Raw genomic sequence first — 24,157 nt, 5'->3', positions numbered from 1 at the left:
GGCCATGAGCGCCACGCGCCTGATCTACTGTTGCGCCTGTCAGGACAAGGTGAGCGCCAGGCTCACCACGGGCCGCGAGGTCTACCCGCACCGGCCCGACCTGCATGCCCTGCCCTTCTGGCGGCACGATGCCTGCGGCGGCTTCGTTGGCTGCCACCACAAGACGGCAGACCGAACCAGGCCGCTGGGCTGCATCCCGACGCCAGAGCTGAAAGAGGCCCGCCGGCACATCCACGCCCTGCTCGATCCGATCTGGCAGAGCGGGCGCATGTCGCGCCGGGCGATCTACGCGGCAATCAGCGCCGAGCTAGGCTGGAAGTACCACACGGCCAGCCTGCGCAGCATCGAGGAAGCGCGCCAGGTCTACCGGCTGATCCGGCGGATCTCGGCGCAAGCCTGAGCCCCAAACGACAAAAAAGCCCCCGGCCGTGAGGCGCGGGGGCTTTCTGCTTTCTCGGCTACCAGCTCACTATCGTTCACTGGCTTTCCCAAGCTGGGAAACTTGGGAAATTTTCAGACCTTCTCGATCCTTAACGAATCGCGTAAGTCGTTGATTCGGTGGGGTGGCTGATGGGACTCGAACCCACGACAACCAGAATCACAATCTGGGACTCTACCAACTGAGCTACAGCCACCGTTGAGCGAAGACTTAGAGTATATCGCGTTTTATCGCGTCATCACGAGGGGCTGTCGGTTTTTTGTTGCGTGGCGGCCTTGTTGTTGCCATCCATCACCTTCTTGCCCTCGTGCATGTACTCCACCTTGTACTTGCGCTTGAGGGCCTGGTAGTAGGCGTCGGCCTCGGCGCGGCCCCAGTAGCTACCGAACTGCGCTTCGGTTTCCTGCAGTTCCTGCGGAGACACCTCAGGCTGGATCGCCTTCGTCACCTTCAGCAGCGCCATACCGTCCGCCCCCAGGTCGACCACCTTCCAGGCGGGCAGCTGGGACGCCGGCACGCGGAGCGCGGCATCCAGCACCGCCGGCGGCTGGTTGAACACGGTACGGCGCGACATCTGGACCGGCGCGGGCATCTGGGCCTGGTCGGGTGCCTTGCTCCAGGCCGCCAGCTTGCGGTTGGCGTCGTCGCGGGCCGCCTTGCGGGACTCGGCCGCAATCCAGCGCTCGCGCAGCAGCGGCTGAACCTGGTCAAACGGCTGCATGGCCGCGGGGCTGTACTTCACCACGCGGGCAGACACGAGCTTGCTCGGGCCCACTTCCACCGCTTCGGTGTTGCGTCCCTTGCCGCGGTTGACCGGATCGAACAGCGCCTGCAACAGACGGGGGTTGGACAGCACGCCCTGGTCGCGGGTGCCCGGCACACGCAGCACGTCGGACATGGACTGGACCGTCAGCTTCAACTCGTCGGCCACCGGCTTGAGCGAGTCGGACTGCTCGTACACCCCGTTCGAGAACTTCTCGGCCGCCTCGGCATACAGGCGCTGCGCCAGTTGCTTGCGGGCTTCGTCTTCCAGCTGGGCCCGCACCGCCTCGAACGGCTGGGACTGGCCACCGCGCACGTCGGTCAGCTTGATGATGTGAAAGCCAAATTCGCTTTCCACCACGTCGCTGATCTCGCCGTTCTTCAGCTTGAACACCGCTTCGTCAAAGGGCTTGACCATGGCGCCACGGCCGAAATAGTCGAGGTCACCACCATTCACGGCCGAGCCTTCGTCGGTCGACTGGGCCTTGGCCACCTCGGCGAACGACGCCGGGTTCTTGCGCACCTGTGCCAGGATGGCCTCGGCCTTGGCCCGCGCGGCCTTCTTCTGGTCGGCGGTGGCCTGGGCATCGAAACCGATCAGGATGTGGCTGGCGCGGCGTTCTTCCGGCGTGGTGAAGCGGTTGGCGTTTTCCTTGTAGGACTTGCGCAGCTCTTCCTCGCTGACCGACACCTGGGACTTCAGGCTGTCCAGATCCAGCACAACGTACTGGACGTCGGCCTTTTCAGGCGACATCAGCCAGCCGCTGTTGGCGGGGTCCTTGTAGAAGGCCTGCAGTTGCTCGGCAGTCGGGGTCAGGCCGGCGGCGTAGGCCTTGGGCTCGAACTTCATCCACTGCACTTCACGGACCTGGAACAGGGCGTCCACGGCGTTGCGGTTCGACACCTTCGAGGTCTGGCCGGTCATCTGCACGCCGGAGAGCACCTGGCTGAGGGTCAATTCCTGACGGAGCAGGGCCGCAAACTGGTTCGCGGTCATGCCCCGCGCCTCCAGCAGCGCCTTGTTCAACGTGCCATCGGGGTTGCGCAGCTGAGCGAACTGCGGATCGCTGGCAAACAGGCGCTGAACCCGCGCGTCGGCAGCGGTCAGGTGCTGGTCCTGCGCCGCGGCAGCCAGCACGTACTGGCGCACCAGGCTTTCAAGCGACTGACGCTTGAATTCAGGCGTGTCGAACAGGCGCACATCGGCGTCGGGACGGCGCTGGCGCTCACGCTCCACCAGGTTGCGGTGGGCGTTGTCCCACTCGGCCTGGGGCACCTTCTGGCTGCCCACCTTGGCAACGGTATCGGCCTGGTCGGTGAACTGCGAATAGCCCTGAATGCCGAATACCACGAAGGACGGCAGGATCAGCACCAGAAGCAGGAGTTGCAGGATGCGGGTGTTATTGCGAACGAAATCGAACATGGCGGAGGACTGGCCGAGCGCCAGTCGGGTCGCAGGGTCGCAGACAACACAAAGGCGAACCGAGGTTCGCCTTCTGATGCCCATCGGTGGTGGGTGCTGAGGGGTTCGAACCCCCGACCTACGCCTTGTAAGGGCGCCGCTCTACCAACTGAGCTAAGCACCCGATGAACTGTGGAGGCCGTAGTCTAGCCGATTAATTCAGATGGTCTTTGAGGGCCTTGCCCGGGCGGAATTTCGGGATGCGGGCCTTCTTGATCTTGATGGCGTCGCCCGTGCGGGGGTTGCGCCCCTCGCGGGCTGCGCGCGTGCTGACGCTGAAGGTGCCGAAACCGACCAGCGTCACGGCGTGGCCTTTTTTCAGCGAACTGCACACGCCGGCGATCACGGCCTCCAGGGCCCGGCCAGCGGCCGCCTTGGAAATGTCGGCCTGTTCGGCGATGTGCTCGATCAACTCGGACTTGTTCACGGATGCTCCCCTACTCCAGATGCATGGGCATGACTGCACACAAGGGCCAGGGACGCAACACCGCACCGGCCAGCGGAGGTGGGCCTCCGGCCCAGGGCCGGTGAACGCGCCGGCGTCGGAGATTCTATGTCCGCGACCCTGCGCGCACAGCGCTGGCCCCACACGGAGAAGTTCGCTTGACAGCGGGTATTGACCCCGAACAAATGTGGGCGCGTCAGCGTGCCTTGGCGCGGATGTCCGGCAGCGACTTCTGGAGGTAGTAGGCCATCGACCAGATGGTGAGGCCCGCTGCCACATAGATGAGCCAGGTGCCGATCTGCCCGGCATGCCAGCCGCCGGGCAGAGTGCCGTCGAACAGCAGCAGCACGATGGCCAGCATCTGCGAGGCCGTTTTCATCTTGCCGAGCATGTGCACGGCCACGCTGCGGGAGGCACCGATCTGGGCCATCCACTCGCGCAGAGCCGAAATCGCGATCTCGCGGCCGATGATGATGAGCGAGATCAGCGCATTGACCCTGTCGAGCTCCAGGAGGATCAGCAGGGACGCGCACACCAGGAACTTGTCGGCCACCGGATCCAGAAAGGCGCCGAAGGCCGAGGTCTGGTTGAGCCGGCGCGCCAGCCAGCCATCGGCCCAGTCGGTCAGGGCGACGACGACGAACAGGCTGCTCGCGATGAGGTTCATCTCCGGCATGGGCACCGGCAGGTGGTACACGCCCACGATCAGCGGAATCGCAACGATCCGCGCCCAGGTGAGCAAGGTGGGCAGAGTCCAGAACATGGGGTGTCATTGTGCCTGTGATCTGCCTGCGATCGCGGCACGCCACGCGAAGGGTCGCCCGCGAGGGGCGCTCAGCGCCGGTCCAGCGTCATGGGCTTGAAGCGGCGGCTGTCGTCGAACAGAAAGGTCTCGTTGAACTTCCAGGGCCGCGGCAGCTTCGAGACGTCGCCGAACGGTGCCGCCCGGCGAACCGCTTCCTTGGCACGCTCGACGGTGTCACGGGCCTGGCTGGGGTAGCGCATGACCTCGATGTTGCGGATCCGTCCGTCGGCGTGCAGCTCGATGGTGAGCACGGGGATGGCGAGCAGCACCTCCGGTGTGGGCGTGCTGTAGGTCTGTCCCGGGTTGGCCATGACGATGCGCCGCGCAGCCTGCAGGCGGGCTTCCTGCCAGTTGCGGGGCGTGGCCGGCGGGGGCAGCGCCACGGGCTGAGCGCTTGCAGGTGAAGGGGCCTGGCCGGCCCGTTCGGGCACGCTGCCTCCCGGTCGCGCCTCGGGCGCGGCGTCGGGCGCCTGCTGCGGGCGCAGGGCACAGCCGGCCAGGGCCAGCAGGACGAGGGCCATGACACCCCACCGGGTCTCCTGGCGAGCGGGGCGGGGCAGGCCCCGTGCAAGGTCAACGCAGGGCACGGTAAATCTCCTCCGCCAGTTCACGCGAGATGCCGTCGACACTGGCCAGTTCATCGATGCTGGCAGCGGTCACGCCACGGACGCCGCCAAAGCGCTGCAGCAGACGGGCACGTCGTTTGGGACCGACGCCCGGGATGTCTTCCAGCCGGCTGCCGCCCGTCCGCACACTGGCTCGCCGGGCCCGCATGCCGGTGATGGCAAAGCGGTGGGCCTCGTCGCGGATCTGGGCCACCAGCATCAGCGCGGCCGATGTCGGCGCCAGGGCAAGCTTCGGACGGCCATCGGCAAACACCAGCTCCTCGAGCCCCACCTTGCGGCCCTCGCCCTTCTCGACCCCGACGATGAGGGACAGCGGCAGCCCCAGCGCCTGGAACACCTCGCGCGCCATCGCCACCTGCCCCTTGCCGCCGTCGATGAGGACGATGTCCGGCACGCGGGCGGCCTTGGTGCCCGCGGCGCTGTAGCGGCGCTCCAGCGCCTGCTTCATGGCCGCATAGTCGTCGCCCGGGGTGATGCCGGTGATGTTGTAGCGCCGATACTGCCCGGACTGCATCTTGTGTCCCTCGTAGACCACGCACGAGGCCTGGGTGGCCTCGCCCGCCGTGTGCGAGATGTCGAAGCACTCGATGCGCAGGGTGGCCAGGGGATCGTGTCGGGGTGCACTGCGCGAGGTGGCCTCGGCGTGGGCGGTCTCGTCGGTGACGGTGCCGGCGGGCTCGGCCTGCTCGCCGGCCTCCGCCCCCTCCTCGGCGCCCTCTTCCCGCTCTCCGGCCAACCCCGCCTCGCGGGCGTCCAGGTCCAGATCCAGATTGAGCGCCTCGACCAGCGCCCGGGTGCGCGCCTGCTGCGAGCCCTCCTCGGCCAGCAATCGGGTCAGCGACAGCTCGGCGCCCTTGATCGCCATCTCGAGCCAGACACGGCGCTGCTCGCGTGGCTGGTGCACCACCGTGACCTTGCGGCCGCCCTGCTCGCCCAGCGCCTCGATCAGCGCCGGGTCGACCGGATGACTGAGCACCAGCAGGGCCGGCACGCTGCCGCCCAGGTAATGCTGGGCCAGGAAGGCCTCGAGCACATTGACCTCGGCCTGCTGCTGCAGCGACTCGGCCGAATGCGCCTCGACCGGCGTGTCTGCCTGTGCAGCCGGGTCGGCCTCGTCCGGGGCCATGACGGCATCCTGCACGTGCACCGGGAAGTGCGCCCGGTCACCCAGGTGACGCCCCCCTCGCACCATGGCGAGGTTCACACAGGCCCGCCCGCCGGCCACCTTCACAGCCAGCACGTCGACGTCCTTGTCCATCACCGTGTCGACCGACTGCTGGTGCAGCACCCTCGACAAGGCCCCGATCTGGTCCCGCACGCCAGCCGCCTGCTCGTACTCCATGCGCTCGGCATGGTCCATCATGCGCTTCTGCAGGTCCTCCAGCACGGCCTCGGGCTCGCCCAGTAGAAAGCGCTCGGCCTGCGCCACGGCCGCCCGGTAGTCCTCCTGGGTCACCAGGTCGACACACGGGCCGCTGCACCGCTTGATCTGGTAGAGCAGGCAGGGCCGCGTGCGGTGGTTGTAGACCGCATCCTCGCAGGTCCGGATCTGGAAGACCTTCTGCAGGAGCTGAATGGTCTCCTTCACGGCCCAGGCATTGGGAAACGGGCCGAAATAGCGGTGCTTGCGATCGACGGCGCCGCGGTAGTACGCCATGCGCGGGAAGGCGTGCGTGGCGATCTTCAGATAGGGGTAGCTCTTGTCGTCGCGGAACAGGATGTTGAACCGCGGGTTGAGCGTCTTGATGAGGTTGTTTTCCAGCAGCAGGGCCTCGGCCTCGCTGCGCACCACGGTGGTTTCCATCCGCGCGATGCGCGACACCATGTGGCCGATGCGGGTGCCGCCGTGGTTCTTGTGGAAGTAGCTCGATACCCGCCTCTTCAGGTCACGCGCCTTGCCGACGTACAGCACGTTGCCCTGTGCATCGAAATAGCGGTAGACACCCGGCAAGCCGGGCAGCGAGGCCACCTCGGACAGCAGGCGGTTCCAGGTCTGTTCCCGGTCTTCCACGGGCGGGGCCGGCTCGGCCATCGGCTTGTCGTCAGGCTGGATCGGATCGTCATGCGGGGCGCTCATGGGGCGGCATTGTCCCCGACCCGCCAGCGGCCCGGCAGGCGGGTTGCCATAATCCGCCCCCATGCAATGGGACGTCTTCTGTCAGGTCATCGACAACTTCGGCGACATCGGGGTGTGCTGGCGTCTGGCGCGCGACCTGAGCGCCCGAGGGCACACGGTGCGCCTGTGGGTGGACGACCCGTCCGCCCTGACCTGGATGGCGCCCGAGGTCGACTGGACGCCGTCCGGGGCGTACCCCCAGGGACGGGGGCACGACGGCATCGTGGTTCACCCCTGGGCGCAGGCGGCCGATGCCGCCGCGGTGCCCGAACCCGGAGACGTGGTGATCGAGGCCTTCGGGTGCAACCCGCCGGATCCCTTCCTGGCGCGCATGGCCGCCCGCGCCGAGCCGCCCCGGTGGATCAATCTGGAATACCTCAGCGCGGAAGATTACGTGGCGCGCAGCCACCGCCTGCGTTCGCCGGTGTGGAGCGGCCCTGCATCGGGGCTGACGAAGCACTTTTTCTACCCCGGCTTCACGCCGGACACCGGTGGACTCCTGCGCGAGCCCGGGCTGATCGATCGGCAGGATGCCTTGCGACTGGATGCCGTGCGGCGCCAGGCCGTGCTGGGGCAACTGGGCGTCGCCCACCAGCCAGGAGAGCGCGTGGCCAGTGTGTTCTGCTACGGCACGGCGCCCCTGGGGACGTGGCTGTCGGCGCTGGCCGGGTCGCCCGCTGAACCGACGCACGTGGTGCTGACCCAGGGGCACGCCCAGCAACTCGGTTCATCGTGGCGGGCGCAGTGGGAGGCCACACAGGGCCCCCTCCCGACTCACCTCCGGCTCAGCGTCGTCCCCCCGCTCAGCCAGCCCGGCTACGATGACCTGCTGGCCTGCTGCGATCTGAATCTGGTCCGGGGCGAGGATTCGGCCGTGCGCGCGCTGTGGGCGGGCCGCCCGCATGTCTGGCAGATCTACGAGCAGGATGACGGCGTGCATGCCGACAAGCTCGACGCCTTCACGGCGCGGTGGACGGCGGACTGGCCTGCGTCGCTGCAGGCATCCGTGCGGGCGTGGTGGCAAGCGTGGAACCGCCTTGGCCCCTGGCCTGACGCCCTGCCGGCCTGGCCGGATGCCACGGGATGGGCCCGTGCAAGCCTGTCTTCGCGGGACCGGTTGCGCACGCAAACAGACCTTGTCACACAGCTGATCGCTTTTGTCACAGGGTCAGGCTAAAATCGGCAGCTTTGCTTCTGGCAGAAACCGCGTCGGCGCGAGCTGGATGCGTTTCATTCGATCGACCTTGTCCTGAAAGCCAGCGGCGCCTGAACAGCCGATCCGACCACGGTGCGCAGTGTGCGCCACGGCCCGGCACCCCCAGTTTTCCATCTGGAATCACCATGAAACTCGCACAAGAAATCCGCGCCGGCAACGTGATCATGCAGGGCAAGGACCCGATGGTCGTCCTGAAGACCGAATACAGCCGCGGCGGCCGTGGCGCAGCCACCGTCCGCATCAAGATGAAGAACCTGCTGAACGGCGGCGGCGCCGAAGTGGTCTTCAAGGCCGACGACAAGATGGACCAGATCATCCTCGACAAGAAGGAGTGCACCTACTCCTACTTCGCCGACCCGATGTACGTGTTCATGGACTCGGAATACAACCAGTTCGAGGTGGAAGCCGAGAACATGGGCGACTCGGTGAACTACCTGCTCGACGGCATGGAAGTCGAAGTGGTGTTCTACGACGGCAAGGCCATCTCGGTCGAACTGCCCACCACCATCGTGCGCGAAATCGAAACCGAGCCGGCCGTCAAGGGCGACACCTCAGGCAAGGTCATGAAGCCCGCCCGCATCGTCGGCACCGGCTTCGAAATCGCCGTGCCCCTGTTCGTGGAATCGGGCGACAAGATCGAAATCGACACCCGCACCAACGAATACAAGAAGCGCGTCTGATTGCGTTGGCAGCCTGCGCCCTCGCAGGCATGCTGCACACAAAGCACCCTGCGGGGTGCTTTTTTCATGGCGTGGTCGGAACACCTCCAGTTCTTCACGGTGTGGCCGATAAGGTGATGTCTGCCTTTCTGCGCCCCGCCATGCCTGCCGCCCCGATGAACATCCTGCTGGTGGAAGACCAGCTCTCGGTTCGATCCTCGTTGAAGCGGGAGCTCGAGCACCACGGGCACACGGTCCTGGAGGCCGAAACCGCCCGGGAAGCCATCGAGGCATTCAAACGGGGTCGACCCGACCTCGTCCTGATGGACGTGGTTCTGCCTGAGGAAGACGGCTACTGGGCGGCTCGCGAAATCCGCAGCGTGGAAGGCAGTGACTGGACCCCGATCATCTTCCTGTCCGCCCGTGACAGCGAGCTCGACCTCTGGCGGGGCATCGAGGCGGGCGGCGACGACTACCTGGTGAAGCCAGCCTCCCCGGTCGTGCTGGCCGCCAAGCTGCACGCGATGTCGCGTCTGCAGCGCATGCGGCGCCAGCTGATCGACACGTCCGAAGCGCTGAGGGATGCCAACGAACGGCTGGCCCACCTCACCACACTGGACGATCTCACCCAGTTGGGCAACCGCCGCGGCTTTGACGAGCGCCTGCACGCCAGCGTCCAGCAATGTGCCCGCGACCAGCAGCCGCTGAGTCTGTTGCTGTGCGACATCGACCACTTCAAGGCCTACAACGATGCATTGGGTCACGTGCAGGGGGATGCGTGTCTGAAGCGCGTGGGCGAGGTCCTCCGCACGGTGTGTCGCCGCCCGCTCGACTATGTGGCTCGCTACGGCGGAGAAGAATTCGGACTGGTGCTGCCCAACACCCCTCGATCCGGCGCCATGACCTTTGCCCGAGCCCTGCAACATGTGCTGGCAGCCAGCGCCGAGCCCCATCCGACCTCGGCCTTTGGCGTCGTGACCCTGTCGGGCGGCATCACCACCGTGGTCCCCGATGCCAGCACCACCGCGCAAAGCCTGCTGTTGCGCGCCGACGAAGCGCTCTACAGCGCCAAGACGCAAGGTCGCAATCGGTTTTTCAGCTTCGAGATGCAGGTGGACACCGTGACACACCTTTATGGGGCCGGCACAGCGGGTTGACCCCGAGTCGGTCGCCCCGTGTTCCTACCGAGGTGCATTCCACGCAACTGCGGCACACTCCGTGAAAGCGTTCACGAAACGTGCGCGCCACCGAGTTGCCCGACATGCCCACCGCCTCTCTCCGGATCCTCGTCGTCGAGGACCAGCCCCTTCTGCTCGCACGGATCAGCCAGTTGCTCCAGGCGGAAGGCCACCGGGTCCTGGAAGCGACGTCGTTCCACCAGGGATGGCGTCTGTTCGACGAACAGCGCCCCGACATGCTCTTGCTGGACATGTCGCTGCCTGACGACAGCGGACTCGAGCTGGCACGCCGGATCCGGGCGGGATCGCGCGGGCCCTGGGCACCGATCATCTTCCTGTCTCACCTCGACAGCGAGGATGACCTTGCCGCAGCGATCGAAGCCGGTGGCGACGACTACCTGGTGCACCCGGTATCGCCCCTGGTGCTGAAGGCCAAGGTGCACGCCATGCAACGCCTGCTGGAAGCCCGGCGTGAACTGACTGCCGCGGCCACAGCCCTGCAGCACGCCAACGAACAGCTCAGCCGCCAGATCATGCACGACCAGCTCACGGGGCTGGGTAACCGCAAGGGGCTGGACGACCGACTGGCCCGCTACATCGGCGACGCCCGCCGCGAGCAGCGCCCTTTGTCGCTGATCCTGTGCGACGTCGACTTCTTCAAGCGCTACAACGACAGGCTGGGCCATCTTGAAGGTGACCAGTGCCTGCAGCAGATCGCCCAGATCCTCAAGCAGGTGTGCCGGCGACCGCTCGACTACGCGGCACGCTACGGCGGCGAAGAATTCGTGCTTCTGTTGCCCCACACGCCACCAGAGGGGGCGCTGAGCTTCGCGCTGGCCCTGCTGCACCATGTAGAGCGGGACAGCCTGTACCACCCGGACTCTCCGGTGGCCGGGCATGTGACGTTGTCAGGCGGCATGCTCAGCGGCATTCCCGGCGAACAGGAAGACAGCACCCACTGGCTGCAACATGCAGACGAAGCCCTGTATGCCGCCAAGCAGCGGGGCCGGGGACGCTTTGTCAGCCTGCAGCACGGCCACGACACGGGCGACCTCGTTGCCCGCAGGCTTCACGCAGTGGCCGGCACGCGACCGGACCGCGCGGCCTGAGCCGCCCTCACACCGATGGCGGGGCCTCGCGACGGGGAGGCCGCGCGTGAGCCAGTACCATGACCTCGGCCGGTATGTGGTTCTTCAGCGTGTGGTCCGACCACACCTGGCGCCATCGTCTTGCCCCCGGCAGGCCGTTGTACAGGCCCAGCACGTGACGCATGACCTGCGGCCAGCGCACCTCGCCGTGGGCCCACCCCGCCGTGCGTTCGATTTCGCGCTGGGCATAGGCGACCATCTCGGTCTCGACGGCCTCACGCGTCAGCCCGTCCGCACGCTTGCCCTGCCCGAACAGGCAGTCATCCCACTCGGCCATCATCCAGGGTGTGTGATAGGCCGCGCGGCCCACCATCACCCCGTCCAGCGCCACGCCGTCCAGCATGGCACCCGGCTGCAATTGCGCCACGCAGGCCGCGTTGTCAGCCAGACCGCCATTGAGCACGATCACCAGCTCCGGAAAATCGCGCTTGAGCTGGTGCACCACTTCGTAGCGCAGCGGCGGAATCTCGCGGTTCTCCTTCGGGCTCAGGCCCTTCAGCCAGGCATTTCGGGCGTGCACGATGAACACCTCGCACCCTGCCTCGGCCACCGTTCCCACGAAATCGCGCACGAAGTCGTAGGACTCGCTCTGGTCGATCCCGATGCGGTGCTTGACGGTGATCGGCATGGACGGGTCGCCGCCGCTGGCATCCAGCATGGCTCGCACGCAGTCGGCCACCAGCGAGGCCTCGTTCATCAGGCAGGCGCCGAATGCGCCCCGTTGCACGCGCTCGCTCGGGCAACCACAGTTCAGGTTCACCTCGTCATAGCCGAACTGTGCGGCCAGCTTGACGCAATGCGCCAGGTCAGCCGGCTCGCTCCCGCCCAGTTGCAGGGCCACCGCGTGCTCCGACGGGTTGTACTCCAGGAAGCGATGCAGCTGTCCGTACACCAGCGCTCCCGTGGTGATCATCTCGGTGTACAGCCGGGAATGCGGGGTCAGCAGCCGATGAAAGTAGCGGCAATGGCGGTCGGTCCAGTCGAGCATCGGAGCAACGCAGGCGCGCCACGGGCTCAGCCCCGTTCGGGGATCGGTCTTGGGAATGCGGGTCGCAGGCATGAAACAAAAGCAGGCTCAGATCGGATCGTGCAGATCGCGCAGCGGATGCGCGTAAGGCGGCCAGACGGCCTCGAAGAAGGCCTCCACCTGGTCGGCCCCGACTTCGCCGAGCGTCGGCGGATTCCAGCGAGGGGCATGGTCCTTGTCGACCACCAGCGCCCGCACGCCCTCGACGGTTTCGCTGGCTGCGCCGGTCCGGATCTGGAAGCAGTGGCGCACCATCGTTCGCTCCATGCGAAACACCTCTGCCAGCGGCATGCTGCGTGCGCGGCGGATCTGCTCCAGCGTGACGGCCATCATCAGGGGCGAGTGGCCCGCCATGTGATGCAGCGTTTCCTCGGCCCAGGCATCCCCATCAGCCTGCGCGGCCTCCAGCGACGCCACGATGTCGCGCAGGGTCGGAAGGCCGAAATGCCTGTCGATGTCATCCAGCCGTGCCGTCACCGTGGCGTCCGGCAGCCGGGTCAGCGGGTGCAGGTCCACATGCGCCCGCAACCTCGCGATGAGCTCCCCGCTCGTGCGGGCCGCACTGCTGCGGAGGTTTTCGAGAAACGTTGACAGACAACCTGCCTCTGCATGCACATCGGCCAATCCCAGCGTCAGGGCGTCGGTCACGTGCAGATGAGGCCCCACCACGCCCAGGTATTCACCGGCATGCCCCACCAGCCGGGACAGAAAGTGTCCGCCCCCCACGTCCGGAAACAGGCCGATGCGCGTTTCAGGCATGGCCATGCGGACCGACGCCGTCGCCACGCGCAAGGCGCAGGCCTGCGCCAGACCCATGCCGCCGCCCATGGTGATGCCCTCCATCCACGCCACGGTGGGTTTGGGATAGACGTGCAGGGCATGATCGAGCGCGTACTCTTCCGTGAAGAAGTCCTCGACCGCAGGGTCGCCAACCAGCGCAGCATCGTGCATGAAGCGGATGTCCCCGCCCGCGCAGAAGTGCCGGGCCACCGGCTTGCCCTCCACCGGCGGACGCGCCGACCCCTGAAGCAGAACGGCCAGAACGTCAGGGTTGGTCGCCCATCCCTGCAACACCACCGCCAGTTCGCGCACCATCTCCAGGGTGAGCGCGTTCAGCGCCTTGGGCCGGTTCAGGGTGATCACACCCAGTCCACCCACGACCTCGGTCAGGATCGGGCTTTCATTGCGCATCTCGGTCTGCTCCTCGCACGCCAGCGCGCGCCGGCTTGATGATGGGGTCACAACGAAAAAGGCGCCCCGCAGGGCGCCTTCTCAGCGGGTCGATCAGGCGTTGGCTTCGCGCGAAGCACGCTTGCGATCATGCTCCTTCAGGTGGCGCTTGCGCAGGCGGATCGACTTCGGTGTGATCTCGACCAGCTCGTCGTCGTCGATGAAGTCCACACCGTATTCCAGCGTCAGCTCGATCGGCGGGGTGATCTTGATCGCATCTTCCTTGCCCGAGACGCGGAAGTTGGTCAGCTGCTTGGTGCGGGTGGCGTTCACCACCAGGTCGTTATCGCGGCTGTGGATGCCAACGATCATGCCCTCATACACGGGGTCGTTCGGCTTGACGAACATGCGGCCACGGTCGTCCAGCTTGCCCAGTGCGTAGGTGAAGATTTCACCGTCGTCCATCGAGATCAGCACGCCGTTCTTGCGGCCACCGATTTCACCCTTGTGCGCTTCGTAGCCGTCGAAGATCGACGAGATCAGGCCCGAACCACGTGTCAGGTTCAGGAACTCGTTGCTGAAACCGATCAGGCCTCGGGCCGGAATGCGGTACTCCAGGCGCACGCGGCCACGGCCGTCCGGCTCCATGTTGATCATTTCGCCCTTGCGCAGGCCCAGCGCCTGCATCACGCCGCCCTGGTGGATTTCTTCCACGTCGGCGGTGACCAGCTCCATCGGCTCGCTCTTGACGCCGTCGATGTCCTTGAACATCACGCGCGGCTTGGAAACGGCCAGCTCGTAGCCTTCGCGACGCATGTTTTCCAGCGGGATGGTCAGGTGCAGTTCGCCGCGGCCGCACACTTCGAAAACGCCATCTTCGTCGGTTTCCTTCACGCGCAGGGCCACGTTGTGCTGCAATTCCTTCTGCAGGCGATCCCAGATCTGGCGGCTGGTCACGAACTTGCCTTCACGGCCGGCCAGCGGCGACGTGTTCACGCAGAAGTTCATGGTCAGCGTGGGCTCGTCGACCTTCAGCATGGGCAACGGCGTCGGGTTGGCCGGATCGGTGATGGTCACACCGATGCCGATCTCTTCGATGCCGTTGATCAACACGATCTCGCCCGGTCCGGCTTCCGTCACCTGCACGCGGTCCAGGCCCTGGAAGGTCAGCACCTGGTTGATGCGACCCTTGACGCTCTTGCCGCCAGGGCCTTCCATCACGACCACGTCCATTCCCGGCTTGATCTTGCCGGCATTGATGCGACCGACGCCGATGCGGCCCACGAAGCTGTTGTAGTCCAGTGCCGAGATCTGCAGCTGCAGCGGGGCGTCCGGGTTGCCGTTGTGCGGCTGCACGTGCTTGAGCACGGTCTCGAACAGGGCCGACATGTCGGGGCCCCACTGGGCGCCCGGCTCGCCCTCTTCCAGCGAAGACCAGCCGTTGATGCCCGAGGCATACACCACGGGGAAGTCCAGCTGCTCGTCGGTCGCGCCCAGCTTGTCGAACAGGTCGAAAGCAGCATTGATGACGGCGTCGGGCTTGGCACCCGGCTTGTCCACCTTGTTGACCACGACGATGGGCTTGAGACCCAGGGCCAGGGCCTTCTTGGTCACGAAGCGCGTCTGCGGCATCGGGCCTTCCTGAGCGTCGATCAGCAGCACCACGCCGTCGACCATGGACAGCGCACGCTCGACTTCACCGCCGAAGTCCGCGTGGCCCGGGGTGTCAACGATGTTGATGTGCGTGCCTTCCCAGCTCACGGCGCAGTTCTTGGCCAGGATGGTGATGCCACGCTCACGTTCGATGGCGTTGTTGTCCATCACCGTGTCCACGACTTTCTCGTGCTCGGCGAAGGTGCCAGACTGGCGCAGAAGCTGGTCGACCATCGTGGTCTTGCCATGGTCAACGTGGGCGATGATCGCGATGTTGCGAATTTGGGTGCTCATAGAAAGCTCACAAGGGTCGGATTCAGGGGGCCACAGCCGGATCGGCAGCGCGGGCGGGCCGGCACATCAGCACCATGCCCTGCACCTCGGCCGGACTCAGCAGGCGGGTGGGGATCAGTTCGCCGCCCTGGATGTGGGCACTGCCCAGCAACACACGGCGGGCGGCGTCTGCGGGCGCCGCGGGATGGGGCCCGTACACACGCACCTGCGGTGCATCGGGCAGCTTTGTTCGCCGGCGCAGACCGGTGAGGAAACGGGTGGCGTCCTGCTCGTTGAGCAGCACGTCCGGCCAATCGGACAGCAGCACGTCTGCAGGCTGCAGCAAGGCATCGCGGTCGGCCTCGTCCAGCGCAGTCAGCTCATCGAGGGTGACGGCGCCTTCCAGCGTCACGCCGCCGCTGCCGGTACGGCGCAGACCGATCAGGTGCGCGCCGCAGCCGAGGTGCTCGCCGATGTCCTGCGCCAGGGTACGGATGTAGGTGCCTTTGCTGCAACGCACGTCGACCTCCAGCACGCCATCTTCACAGCGCAGGATGTCGATGCCGTGAATCGTCACGCGGCGGGCAGCCCGTTCGATCTCGACGCCTTCACGGGCGTATTCGTACAGGGCACGCCCCTCGTGCTTGAGGGCCGAGTGCATGGGCGGAATCTGGTCGATCTCGCCGGTGAAGGTGGCGCAGGCCGCCGCCACGCGATCCGGTGCCACCATGTCCGGCGTCACGTCGCGCGTGGACACGACCTCGCCTTCCGCATCGCCCGTCGTGGTGACGACGCCCAGCTTCACGGTCGCGGTATAGCGCTTGTCGGCATCGAGCGACACCTGAGAAAACTTCGTCGCCGCACCGAAGCACAAGGGCAGCAGCCCCGTGGCGAGCGGATCCAGCGTGCCGGTGTGGCCCGCCTTCTCCGCGCGAAACAGGCGCTTGACCTTCTGCAGCGCGTCGTTACTGGACAGCCCCAGCGGCTTGTCCAGCAGGATCACGCCATGCAACGCACGCCGCGGCAGGCGCGGGGGTCGCTGAGGCCGCTGACCGAGGTCTGCGCGCTGACCGACTTGCAGGTCGCTCACGGCTGACCACCCTCCCCGCTCACGGGCTCGTCACCGTCCTTGGCCTTGTCGGCCACGGCACGGTTGATCAGGGCGTTCAGTTCGGCCGCACGCTCGGTGGTGCGGTCGAAGTGGAAGTGCAGCGTCGGCACCGTGTGGATCTGCAGGCGCTTGAACAACGAGTTACGCAGATAGCCGGCTGCCTCGTTGAGGCCCGCTTCGGTGTCTTCCGGATTGCCGATCAGCAACGAGAAAAACACCTTGGCATGGGCGTAGTCGGGCGTCACCTCGACATGGCTGATCGTGACCATGCCGATGCGCGGATCCTTCAGATCACGGATCAGCTCGGCCACATCACGCTGGATCTGGTCGGCAATCCGGTTGCTGCGGTTGGGGGTGGAGCGTTTATGGCGCATGGTGAATTCCTGCTGAAAGCCGACGGCTCCCTCCAAGCACAAACCCCGCCTGGGCTCAGGCGGGGTTGCAAGGGCGGGAGCCGGCGCGTTGTCTTACAGCGTGCGGGCCACTTCCTTGATTTCGAAGAACTCGAGGACGTCGCCTTCCTTGATGTCGTTGTAGCCCTTGATGTTCAGACCACACTCGAAGCCCTCGCGAACTTCCTTGACATCGTCCTTGAAGCGCTTGAGGCCTTCCAGCTCGCCGGTGTAGATGACCACGTTGTCGCGCAGCAGGCGCAGCTTGGCGCTGCGACGCACCACGCCGTCGGTGACCATACAGCCCGCGATCGTGCCGATCTTCGAGGCGATGAAGACCTGACGGATCTCGGCCGAACCGATGACTTCCTCGCGCTGCTCGGGTGCGAGCATGCCGCCCATCGCCGCCTTCACATCGTCCACGGCGTCGTAGATGATGTTGTAGTAGCGCAGGTCGACACCGTTGTGCTCGGCCACCTTGCGGGCGTTGGCATCCGCGCGGGTGTTGAAGCCGATGATGACGGCCTTCGAAGCGATCGCCAGGTTGACGTCCGACTCGGAGATGCCACCCACGGCGGCGTGCACGATCTGCACACGCACTTCCTCGGTCGACAGCTTGAGCAGCGAAGCGGCCAGCGCTTCCTGGGAACCCTGCACGTCCGCCTTGATGATGAGCGGCAGCGTCTGCACGTCTGCGCCCGAACCCATCTGTTCGAACATGCTCTCGAGCTTGGCGGCCTGCTGCTTCGCCAGCTTCACGTCGCGGTACTTGCCCTGACGGAAGGTGGCGATTTCACGGGCACGGCGCTCGTCGGACAGCACCATGAACTCGTCGCCAGCGGACGGCACTTCGGTGAGGCCCTGGATCTCGACGGGGATGGACGGACCGGCTTCGGTCGCGGCCTTGCCATCTTCATCCAGCATGGCGCGCACACGGCCATACGAAGCACCGGCCAGCACGACGTCGCCACGCTTGAGCGTGCCCGACTGCACCAGCACGGTGGCCACCGGGCCGCGGCCCTTGTCCAGACGCGCTTCGATCACCAGACCCTTGGCCAGCGATTCGACCGGTGCGGTCAACTCCAGCACTTCGGCCTGCAGCAGCACGTTCTCGAGCAGATCGTCGATGCCCTGGCCCGTCTTGGCCGACACCGGCACGAACGGCGAATCACCACCGTAGGACTCGGGCACCACCTGCTCGGCAATCAGCTCCTGGGTCACGCGATCCAGGTTGGTGCCGGGCTTGTCGATCTTGTTGATCGCCACGACGATGGGCACACCCGCCGCCTTGGCGTGGTGGATGGCTTCCTTCGTCTGCGGCATGACGCCATCGTCGGCCGCCACCACCAGGATGACGATGTCGGTGGCCTTGGCACCGCGGGCACGCATGGCCGTGAAGGCCTCGTGACCCGGGGTGTCGAGGAAGGTGATCATGCCGCGCGGCGTGTCGACGTGGTAAGCGCCGATGTGCTGCGTGATGCCGCCGGCTTCGCCCGCAGCCACACGCGAGGTGCGGATGTAGTCCAGCAGCGAGGTCTTGCCGTGGTCGACGTGACCCATGACGGTCACGACCGGTGCGCGCGGCTTGGCCTCGGCGGCCTGATCCTCGTGTTCTTCTTCAAGGAAGGCATCCGGATCGTCCAGCTTGGCGGCAAACGCCTTGTGGCCCATTTCTTCCACCACGATCATGGCGGTTTCCTGGTCCAGGTGCTGGTTGATGGTGACCATCTGGCCGAGCTTCATCATCTGCTTGATGACCTCGGTGGCCTTCACCGACATCTTGTGAGCCAGGTCGGCCACCGAGATGGTTTCGGGAATGTGGACCTCGAGGATCTGCGGCTCGGTCGGCGGCACGAAGGTCGAAGCACCTTCGCCGCGGTCGCCACGCCGGCCACCCTTGCCGCCCGGAGCCTTCCAGCCGTTGCGCGAGCTGCTGGCGGCGTCGCCACCACGGCCCTTGGAGGGACCACCGCGCTTCTTGGCGTCATCGGCCCAGCTCGACGACAGCTTCTCGGACTTGACCGACTTCTTGTCGCCCGGCTTGGCGCCGGCCCCTGCCGTGGTCGAACCCGGCGTGGCGCCCGGTGCGCCCTTCGGCTTGTGGATGGTGCCCTTGATGCCTTCCTTGTTGGCGTCCGCCGGCTTGGCTTCTTCCGGCTTCTTGGCCGTCAGCACCTTCTTGGGCGCGTTCATCATGGCGCGGATCGCGGCCGCTTCGGCCTCCGCGGCCTTGCGACGGCGCTCCAGGTCGGCCAGGCGCTGCTTTTCTTCGGCTTCGCGGTCGGCGGCCTTCACCACGCGCACACCGGCACCCGGCTTGGGGGCGTCGGCCTGAATCGGCATGGTCGGCGCGGCAACGGGCGCAGGAGCCGGTGCGGGCGCCGCGGCAACCGGGGCCGGGGCGGCCTCTGCCGGCTTGGCATCTGCGGCCGGCTTGTTGCTACCGGCACGCAGCGTGCCGCCACGCGCCACACGCTGTGCGGCGGCGGTCAGGGCGGCGGCTTCCGCACGGGCGGCTTCCTGGGCCGCCGCACGGCGAGCAGCCGCGGCTTCCCGCTCTGCAGCGTCATCGGCATCGCCACCCGCCGGAACAGCGGCAGCCGCAGCAGCCTTGGCCGCGGCTTCACGCTCGGCCTGTTCACGCGCAGCCTGCTCGGCGGCAGCACGGGCGCGGGCTTCGGCCTCTTCGCGCTCGCGGCGTTCCGCTTCTTCACGCTGGCGGCGGGCTTCGGCCAGCTGCTCTTCCTGCAAGCGAAGGGCTTCGGCCTGGGCACGGGCCTCTTCCTCGCGGCGAGCCAGCTCGGCTTCTTCCTGCGCCTTGGCGGTCGCCTCATCGACGCCGTCCTCGCGCTTGACGAACACGCGCTTCTTGCGAACTTCGACCTGAATGGTGCGGGCTTTGCCAGATGCGTCAGCCTGCTTGATTTCGGTGGTCGACTTGCGGGTCAGCGTGATCTTCTTGCGGTCGCCGCCGGTGGAACCGTGGGCGGTGCGCAGGTGGTCGAGCAGACGCTCTTTGTCGGCCTCCGTGAGCACGTCTTCAGGGGCGGCCTTGGGCACACCCGCAGACTGAAGCTGCTCCAGCAGTGTCGCAGCCGGGCGATTCAGTTCCGCGGCGAATTGTGCGACGGTGGTCACGGCCATTGTGTTGATCCTTGCGATGAGCTTTTGCGTAAATAGGTCGAGTGGGTCGTCTCAGGTGGCTGAAGCGTGGGCGATCAGGCGAACCAGTGTTCGCGCGCCTTGAGGATCAGGGCGCGCGCCTGTTCGTCGGACACACCGGTGATCTCGGTGAGTTCGTCCACGGCCAGATCGGCGAGGTCGTCACGGGTGTGGATGCCCGCTTCGGCCAGCTTCGCAATCAGCTCGGGGGTCAGACCTTCCAGACCCTTGAGATTTTCCGACAAAGCCTCGACTTCTTCTTCCTTGGCGATTTCCATGGTCAGCAAAGCGTCTTTCGCACGGGTGCGCAGCTCGTTGACCGTGTCTTCGTCGAACGATTCCATTTCCAGCATTTCCTGCAGCGGCACGTAGGCCACTTCTTCCAGGCTGGAGAAACCTTCGGCGATCAGGATGTCGGCAACTTCCTCGTCCACGTCGAGTTTCTCGACGAAGAGCTTGCGGATGGAGTCGCTTTCGACGGCCTGTTTCTGGGCCGATTCCTCGGCCGTCATGATGTTGATGCGCCAGCCCGTCAGGTCCGAGGCCAGGCGCACGTTCTGGCCGCCACGGCCGATGGCGATGGCGAGGTTTTCCTCGTCCACAACCACGTCCATGGCGTGCTTTTCTTCGTCCACGAAGATCGACTGCACGTTGGCCGGGGCCAGCGCACCGATCACGAACTGGGCCGGGTCTTCCGACCACAGCACGATGTCGACGCGCTCGCCGGCCAGTTCATTGGTCACCGCGGTGACGCGCGAACCGCGCACACCGACGCAGGTGCCGATCGGATCGACCCGCTTGTCGTGCGACAGCACGGCGATCTTGGCTCGCGAACCCGCGTCACGGGCGCAGCTCTTGATCTCCAGCAGGCCCTGCTCGATCTCGGGCACTTCCTGGCGGAACAGCTCGATCATGAAGTCCGGCGCCGAGCGCGACAGCATGATTTGCGGGCCGCGGGCCAGCGTGTCCACGCCCAGCATGAAGGCGCGCACGCGGTCGCCGGTGCGCAGGTTTTCCTTCGGGATCATCTCGCCGCGCTTCAGACGGCCTTCAACGCGGCCCGACTCGACAATGATGTCGCCCTTGTCCAGACGCTTGACGGTGCCGACGAAGATCTTTTCGCCGCGCGACAGAAAGTCGTTGAGCAGTTGCTCGCGCTCGGCGTCACGGATCTTCTGCAGGATGACCTGCTTGGCCGCCTGGGCGCCAATGCGGCCGATGGGCACGGACTCGATGGGTTCTTCGATGTAGTCATCGACCTCGATGTCGGGAATCTGTTCCTGGGCTTCAAACAGCAGGATCTCGGCATCGGGCAGCTGCAGGCCGGCCTCGTTGGGCACGACGTGCCAGCGACGGAAAGTCTCGTAGACGCCGGTCTCGCGGTCGATGGCGACGCGGATGTCGACCTCGCCCTGATAGAGCTTCTTGGTGGCGGAGGCCAGGGCGGATTCGACCGCACCGAACACCACTTCACGGTCCACGCTCTTCTCACGCGAGATGGCGTCCACCAGCATCAGCAATTCACGATTCATTTCTTCTGACCTCCGAGATCTTGCGCCTCATCGACGGCAACCGTACCGTCCGCCGGGGTTGCCGCCCGACGGCTACGCCCCTTGAAACTCACTTCCGGCACCAGGCGTGCCTCGCGAATTTCATCGAGCGTGAAACCTAAAACCTGATCCGCCGCCTCCGGGGGGGCTTCACCCTTGGCCTGTGCCTTGGCCAGCTTCTTGGCCGCCGTCTTCGACAACGGCTTGTCGGCGTCGGCCGCCTTCAGCACGAGGCCCCAGGCCTGCCCCAACTCGATCTGAGCGGGCTCGGCATCCTGCGACACGCACAGCACGCCGCTGTATTTCTTGCGCCCCTGAAAAGGGTGCTTGAGCGCGATCTCGACCTGCTCACCCACGAAGCGCGCGAAATGCGCCGGGGTCTTGAGCGGGCGGTCGACACCGGGAGAGGACACTTCGAGCCTGCTGTAGTCGGCATCGATCGTTTCCAGCGCATATTGCAGCTGGCGCGTGACCTTCTCGCAGTCGTCCACGGTGACCAGATCACCAGGCAGATCGTAGGGCTGGTCGGGCAGTCGGTCGATGTACACGCGCAGCAAACCATGCGAACTGCGTTCGCAGTCCACCAATTCGTAACCCAGACCGGTCACGGTGTCTTCAACGACTTTCAGCCAACTCATCCAGTCAATCCGGCGACGATCGCACCCAATAAAAAACGTCGAGCAAAAAAAATGGGCTGGAAAGATCCGCCCATTCGTGAACATCCACGAGACGAACTGCCCGCAAGCCCGGCGACACTGACCGTCACAACACACAACCCGCAGACTCATCGAGAATCCCGTGGTCGACGCGTGTTCGGCTCAATCCGCCCTGCGACTCCGGCACTTCGGCATCACAGCCTGACATCCCCTCGTTGCGCCCCCCCTGGCGCAGCCAGCAAGACGAAGAGGCCACATCAGGCAGCCAATCCCGCATTTTACTCCGAGGAAAGCGCCCGGGCAAGGCTGGAAGGCGAAATTCTGCTCCACACCACGATGCGTGCGAAAATCCGTTCATCGTTGAGCGGGTGGGCGTTGCTTCACCCCTTGTTTTTTTCATGGAGACCATATGGGCTTTCTCGCCGGCAAGCGCCTGCTGATCACCGGACTGCTGTCCAACCGTTCCATTGCCTATGGCATCGCCAAGGCCTGCAAGCGCGAAGGCGCTGAACTTGCCTTCAGCTATGTGGGCGAGCGCTTCAAGGACCGCATCACCGAGTTCGCCAAGGAGTTCGACTCGGAGCTGGTGTTCGATTGCGACGTGGCCAATGACGAGCAGATTGCTGCCCTCTTCGCCGATCTGGCCAAGGTCTGGCCTACGTTCGACGGCTTCGTGCATTCCATCGGCTTTGCCCCTCGCGAGGCGATTGCCGGCGACTTCCTGGAAGGCCTGTCGCGCGAAGCGTTCCGCATCGCCCACGACATCTCCGCCTACAGCTTCCCCGCCATGGCCAAGGCCGCACTGCCCTATCTGAATCCGAACGCCGCGCTGCTGACGCTGTCCTACCTGGGGGCTGAGCGCATCGTGCCGGCCTACAACACCATGGGTCTGGCCAAGGCCTCCCTGGAAGCCAGCGTGCGCTACACCGCCGCCAGCCTGGGCCCGAAGGGCATCCGCGTCAACGGCATTTCGGCCGGCCCGATCAAGACGCTGGCCGCATCGGGCATCAAGGGCTTCGGCAAGATCCTGGACGTGGTGGAGCAGAATGCGCCGCTGCGCCGCAACGTCACCATCGAGGACGTGGGCAATGTGGCCGCCTTCATGCTGTCGGACCTGGCCGCCGGCGTGACCGCCGAGATCACTTATGTCGACGCGGGCTTCAGCCAGGTCACGGGCGGCGTGAGCGACATCGCCTGACGCGGGAACGGCGCAAGCTGCCCCCCCTGCAAGAAGGCCGGCTCCATGCCGGCCCTTTTCATGCGCCCCGCCACACCGAGGCCCCGCTGCGGCTTGATGCCCGTCAGCCCCGGGCAAGTCCTCGATGCCCGTGACTTGGAAGGGGCATGCGGCCGTCGCACAATGTGTTCAGCAACGCATGGATGGAGCACACATGGACGCCACCAAACTGAAGAACCTGCTGCAACGACTCAAGGGAGAACTGGAAAGCGGTCAACCCGTCGCACCGGAGTTGAAGGCGCTGCTTCAGGACCTCGACCGGGACATCCAGCAGGCCATCGCCAAGCCGTCCACGCCGGGTACAGAATCACCGACCACGGCAGCCGACGACGACTCGCTCAACGCCCGTGCACAGGCCATCGAGGCCCGGTTTGCAGCCGATCACCCTTATCTGGCCAGCACGCTGCGGGACATGCTCGACACGCTGGGCAAGATGGGCATCTGACGGTCAGAACGGCCGCTTCGGCACCGCAGCCAGCAGGGTGCGGGTGTAAGCATGAGCGGGCTGCTGCAGCACTTGGGCTGCCGGCCCCTGCTCGACCAGCCGGCCCTGCTGCATCACAGCCACATGGTCGGCGAGGTAGCTGACCACACCCATGTTGTGGGTGATGAACAGCAGCCCCAGACCGAGTTCGGACTGCAGTTCGCGCAGCAGGTTGAGGATCTGGGCCTGCACGGACACGTCGAGGGCCGAGGTCGGCTCGTCGCACACCAGCACACGCGGCGACACCGCAAGGGCCCGGGCAATGGCCAGCCGCTGCCGCTGCCCACCCGAGAACTCGTGAGGGAAGCGCGGGAGCGCATCGGCCCTCAGACCCACGCGCCCGACCAGGTCGACAACCCGGTCGAGCCGCTCGGATGCGGACCACTCGGGGCGCAGGGTCTGGAGGCCTTCCTGCAGGATCTCGCTGACGCGCATGCGGGGATTGAGCGAGGCGAAGGGGTCCTGGAACACCATCTGCACCTGTCGGCGCGCCTCATGGAGTGCGGCCCCCTCCAGGGCAAACAGGTTGCGGCGCTCTCCATCACCATGCAACCAGGCCTCGCCAGCCACCCGAACCCCGGCCTGG

At 65.9% G+C, this 24,157-nt stretch carries 21 protein-coding genes and 2 tRNA genes; 7 read left to right on the top strand and 16 right to left on the bottom strand.

Annotation, left to right across the window (positions count from 1 at the left end):
* The first annotated feature begins 4 nt into the window (after positions 1-4).
* A complete protein-coding gene (locus QZ709_RS11190) occupies positions 5-400 on the top strand; it encodes a zinc-finger-containing protein (protein ID WP_294637373.1) in 396 nt (131 codons plus the stop codon).
* Positions 401-559: 159 nt separating this feature from the next.
* Here QZ709_RS11190 and QZ709_RS11185 read toward each other — a convergent pair.
* From QZ709_RS11185 to uvrC, 7 genes are all read right to left on the bottom strand, one after another.
* A tRNA-His gene (locus QZ709_RS11185) sits at positions 560-635 on the bottom strand.
* 42 nt (positions 636-677) lie between these two features.
* On the bottom strand, positions 678-2,624 hold the full coding sequence (locus QZ709_RS11180) for a SurA N-terminal domain-containing protein (protein WP_294637372.1): 1,947 nt from the start codon (positions 2,622-2,624) through the stop codon (positions 678-680).
* A gap of 87 nt (positions 2,625-2,711) precedes the next feature.
* Positions 2,712-2,787, bottom strand: a tRNA-Val gene (locus tag QZ709_RS11175).
* 30 nt (positions 2,788-2,817) lie between these two features.
* On the bottom strand, positions 2,818-3,090 hold the full coding sequence (locus tag QZ709_RS11170) for an HU family DNA-binding protein (protein ID WP_294637371.1): 273 nt from the start codon (positions 3,088-3,090) through the stop codon (positions 2,818-2,820).
* A gap of 214 nt (positions 3,091-3,304) precedes the next feature.
* Positions 3,305-3,871, bottom strand: a complete 567-nt coding sequence (gene pgsA, locus QZ709_RS11165) for a CDP-diacylglycerol--glycerol-3-phosphate 3-phosphatidyltransferase (protein WP_294637370.1) — start codon at positions 3,869-3,871, stop codon at positions 3,305-3,307.
* Positions 3,872-3,942: 71 nt separating this feature from the next.
* Positions 3,943-4,434 carry a hypothetical protein gene (locus tag QZ709_RS11160; RefSeq protein WP_294637369.1) on the bottom strand — a complete coding sequence of 164 codons (492 nt, stop codon included), beginning with the start codon at positions 4,432-4,434 and terminating at the stop codon, positions 3,943-3,945.
* Positions 4,435-4,486: 52 nt separating this feature from the next.
* Positions 4,487-6,571 (bottom strand): excinuclease ABC subunit UvrC, encoded by a 2,085-nt coding sequence (gene uvrC / locus QZ709_RS11155; RefSeq protein WP_294637464.1) that lies wholly within the window; start codon positions 6,569-6,571, stop codon positions 4,487-4,489.
* Between the two features lie 106 nt (positions 6,572-6,677).
* Between uvrC and earP the strand changes: the two genes are divergently transcribed.
* From earP to QZ709_RS11135, 4 genes are all read left to right on the top strand, one after another.
* Positions 6,678-7,832 carry an elongation factor P maturation arginine rhamnosyltransferase EarP gene (gene earP / locus QZ709_RS11150; RefSeq protein WP_294637368.1) on the top strand — a complete coding sequence of 385 codons (1,155 nt, stop codon included), beginning with the start codon at positions 6,678-6,680 and terminating at the stop codon, positions 7,830-7,832.
* Between the two features lie 164 nt (positions 7,833-7,996).
* Positions 7,997-8,551 (top strand): elongation factor P, encoded by a 555-nt coding sequence (gene efp, locus QZ709_RS11145; RefSeq protein WP_294637367.1) that lies wholly within the window; start codon positions 7,997-7,999, stop codon positions 8,549-8,551.
* A 116-nt stretch (positions 8,552-8,667) separates the two neighbouring features.
* Positions 8,668-9,687 carry a diguanylate cyclase gene (locus QZ709_RS11140; RefSeq protein WP_294637366.1) on the top strand — a complete coding sequence of 340 codons (1,020 nt, stop codon included), beginning with the start codon at positions 8,668-8,670 and terminating at the stop codon, positions 9,685-9,687.
* A 104-nt stretch (positions 9,688-9,791) separates the two neighbouring features.
* Complete coding sequence (locus QZ709_RS11135; protein ID WP_294637365.1) at positions 9,792-10,817, top strand: diguanylate cyclase; 1,026 nt, start codon at positions 9,792-9,794, stop codon at positions 10,815-10,817.
* Positions 10,818-10,824: 7 nt separating this feature from the next.
* On the opposite strand, the gene dusA is transcribed toward QZ709_RS11135, so the two are convergent.
* From dusA to rimP, 8 genes are all read right to left on the bottom strand, one after another.
* Entirely contained in the window at positions 10,825-11,916 is a 1,092-nt protein-coding gene (gene dusA, locus QZ709_RS11130; protein WP_294637364.1) for a tRNA dihydrouridine(20/20a) synthase DusA, read from the bottom strand.
* Positions 11,917-11,931: 15 nt separating this feature from the next.
* Positions 11,932-13,074, bottom strand: a complete 1,143-nt coding sequence (locus tag QZ709_RS11125) for an enoyl-CoA hydratase/isomerase family protein (RefSeq protein WP_294637362.1) — start codon at positions 13,072-13,074, stop codon at positions 11,932-11,934.
* 93 nt (positions 13,075-13,167) lie between these two features.
* Positions 13,168-15,000 (bottom strand): translational GTPase TypA, encoded by a 1,833-nt coding sequence (gene typA, locus QZ709_RS11120; RefSeq protein WP_294637361.1) that lies wholly within the window; start codon positions 14,998-15,000, stop codon positions 13,168-13,170.
* A 22-nt stretch (positions 15,001-15,022) separates the two neighbouring features.
* Complete coding sequence (gene truB / locus QZ709_RS11115) at positions 15,023-16,060, bottom strand: tRNA pseudouridine(55) synthase TruB (RefSeq protein ID WP_294637463.1); 1,038 nt, start codon at positions 16,058-16,060, stop codon at positions 15,023-15,025.
* Positions 16,061-16,065: 5 nt separating this feature from the next.
* Positions 16,066-16,464: a 30S ribosome-binding factor RbfA gene (gene rbfA / locus QZ709_RS11110; protein ID WP_294637360.1), complete on the bottom strand. Its 399-nt coding sequence runs from the start codon at positions 16,462-16,464 to the stop codon at positions 16,066-16,068.
* 93 nt (positions 16,465-16,557) lie between these two features.
* Complete coding sequence (gene infB, locus QZ709_RS11105; protein ID WP_294637359.1) at positions 16,558-19,626, bottom strand: translation initiation factor IF-2; 3,069 nt, start codon at positions 19,624-19,626, stop codon at positions 16,558-16,560.
* Between the two features lie 74 nt (positions 19,627-19,700).
* Positions 19,701-21,176 carry a transcription termination factor NusA gene (gene nusA / locus QZ709_RS11100; protein WP_294637358.1) on the bottom strand — a complete coding sequence of 492 codons (1,476 nt, stop codon included), beginning with the start codon at positions 21,174-21,176 and terminating at the stop codon, positions 19,701-19,703.
* Complete coding sequence (rimP, locus tag QZ709_RS11095; protein ID WP_294637357.1) at positions 21,173-21,832, bottom strand: ribosome maturation factor RimP; 660 nt, start codon at positions 21,830-21,832, stop codon at positions 21,173-21,175. Before rimP ends, nusA begins: the two co-directional genes overlap by 4 nt.
* A gap of 427 nt (positions 21,833-22,259) precedes the next feature.
* On the opposite strand from rimP, the gene fabI reads away from it, so the two are divergent.
* Complete coding sequence (fabI, locus tag QZ709_RS11090) at positions 22,260-23,048, top strand: enoyl-ACP reductase FabI (protein ID WP_294637356.1); 789 nt, start codon at positions 22,260-22,262, stop codon at positions 23,046-23,048.
* 193 nt (positions 23,049-23,241) lie between these two features.
* Positions 23,242-23,532: a DUF4404 family protein gene (locus QZ709_RS11085; RefSeq protein ID WP_294637355.1), complete on the top strand. Its 291-nt coding sequence runs from the start codon at positions 23,242-23,244 to the stop codon at positions 23,530-23,532.
* A 3-nt stretch (positions 23,533-23,535) separates the two neighbouring features.
* Here QZ709_RS11085 and QZ709_RS11080 read toward each other — a convergent pair.
* The coding region (locus QZ709_RS11080) for an ATP-binding cassette domain-containing protein (protein ID WP_294637354.1) at positions 23,536-24,157 on the bottom strand (622 nt) is incomplete at its 5' end.

The organism is uncultured Aquabacterium sp., assembly GCF_913773725.1.
Taxonomy (GTDB): domain Bacteria; phylum Pseudomonadota; class Gammaproteobacteria; order Burkholderiales; family Burkholderiaceae_C; genus Aquabacterium.
Note: the sequence above shows the minus strand (reverse complement) of the source record. Positions and strands in the feature narration are given on the sequence as shown.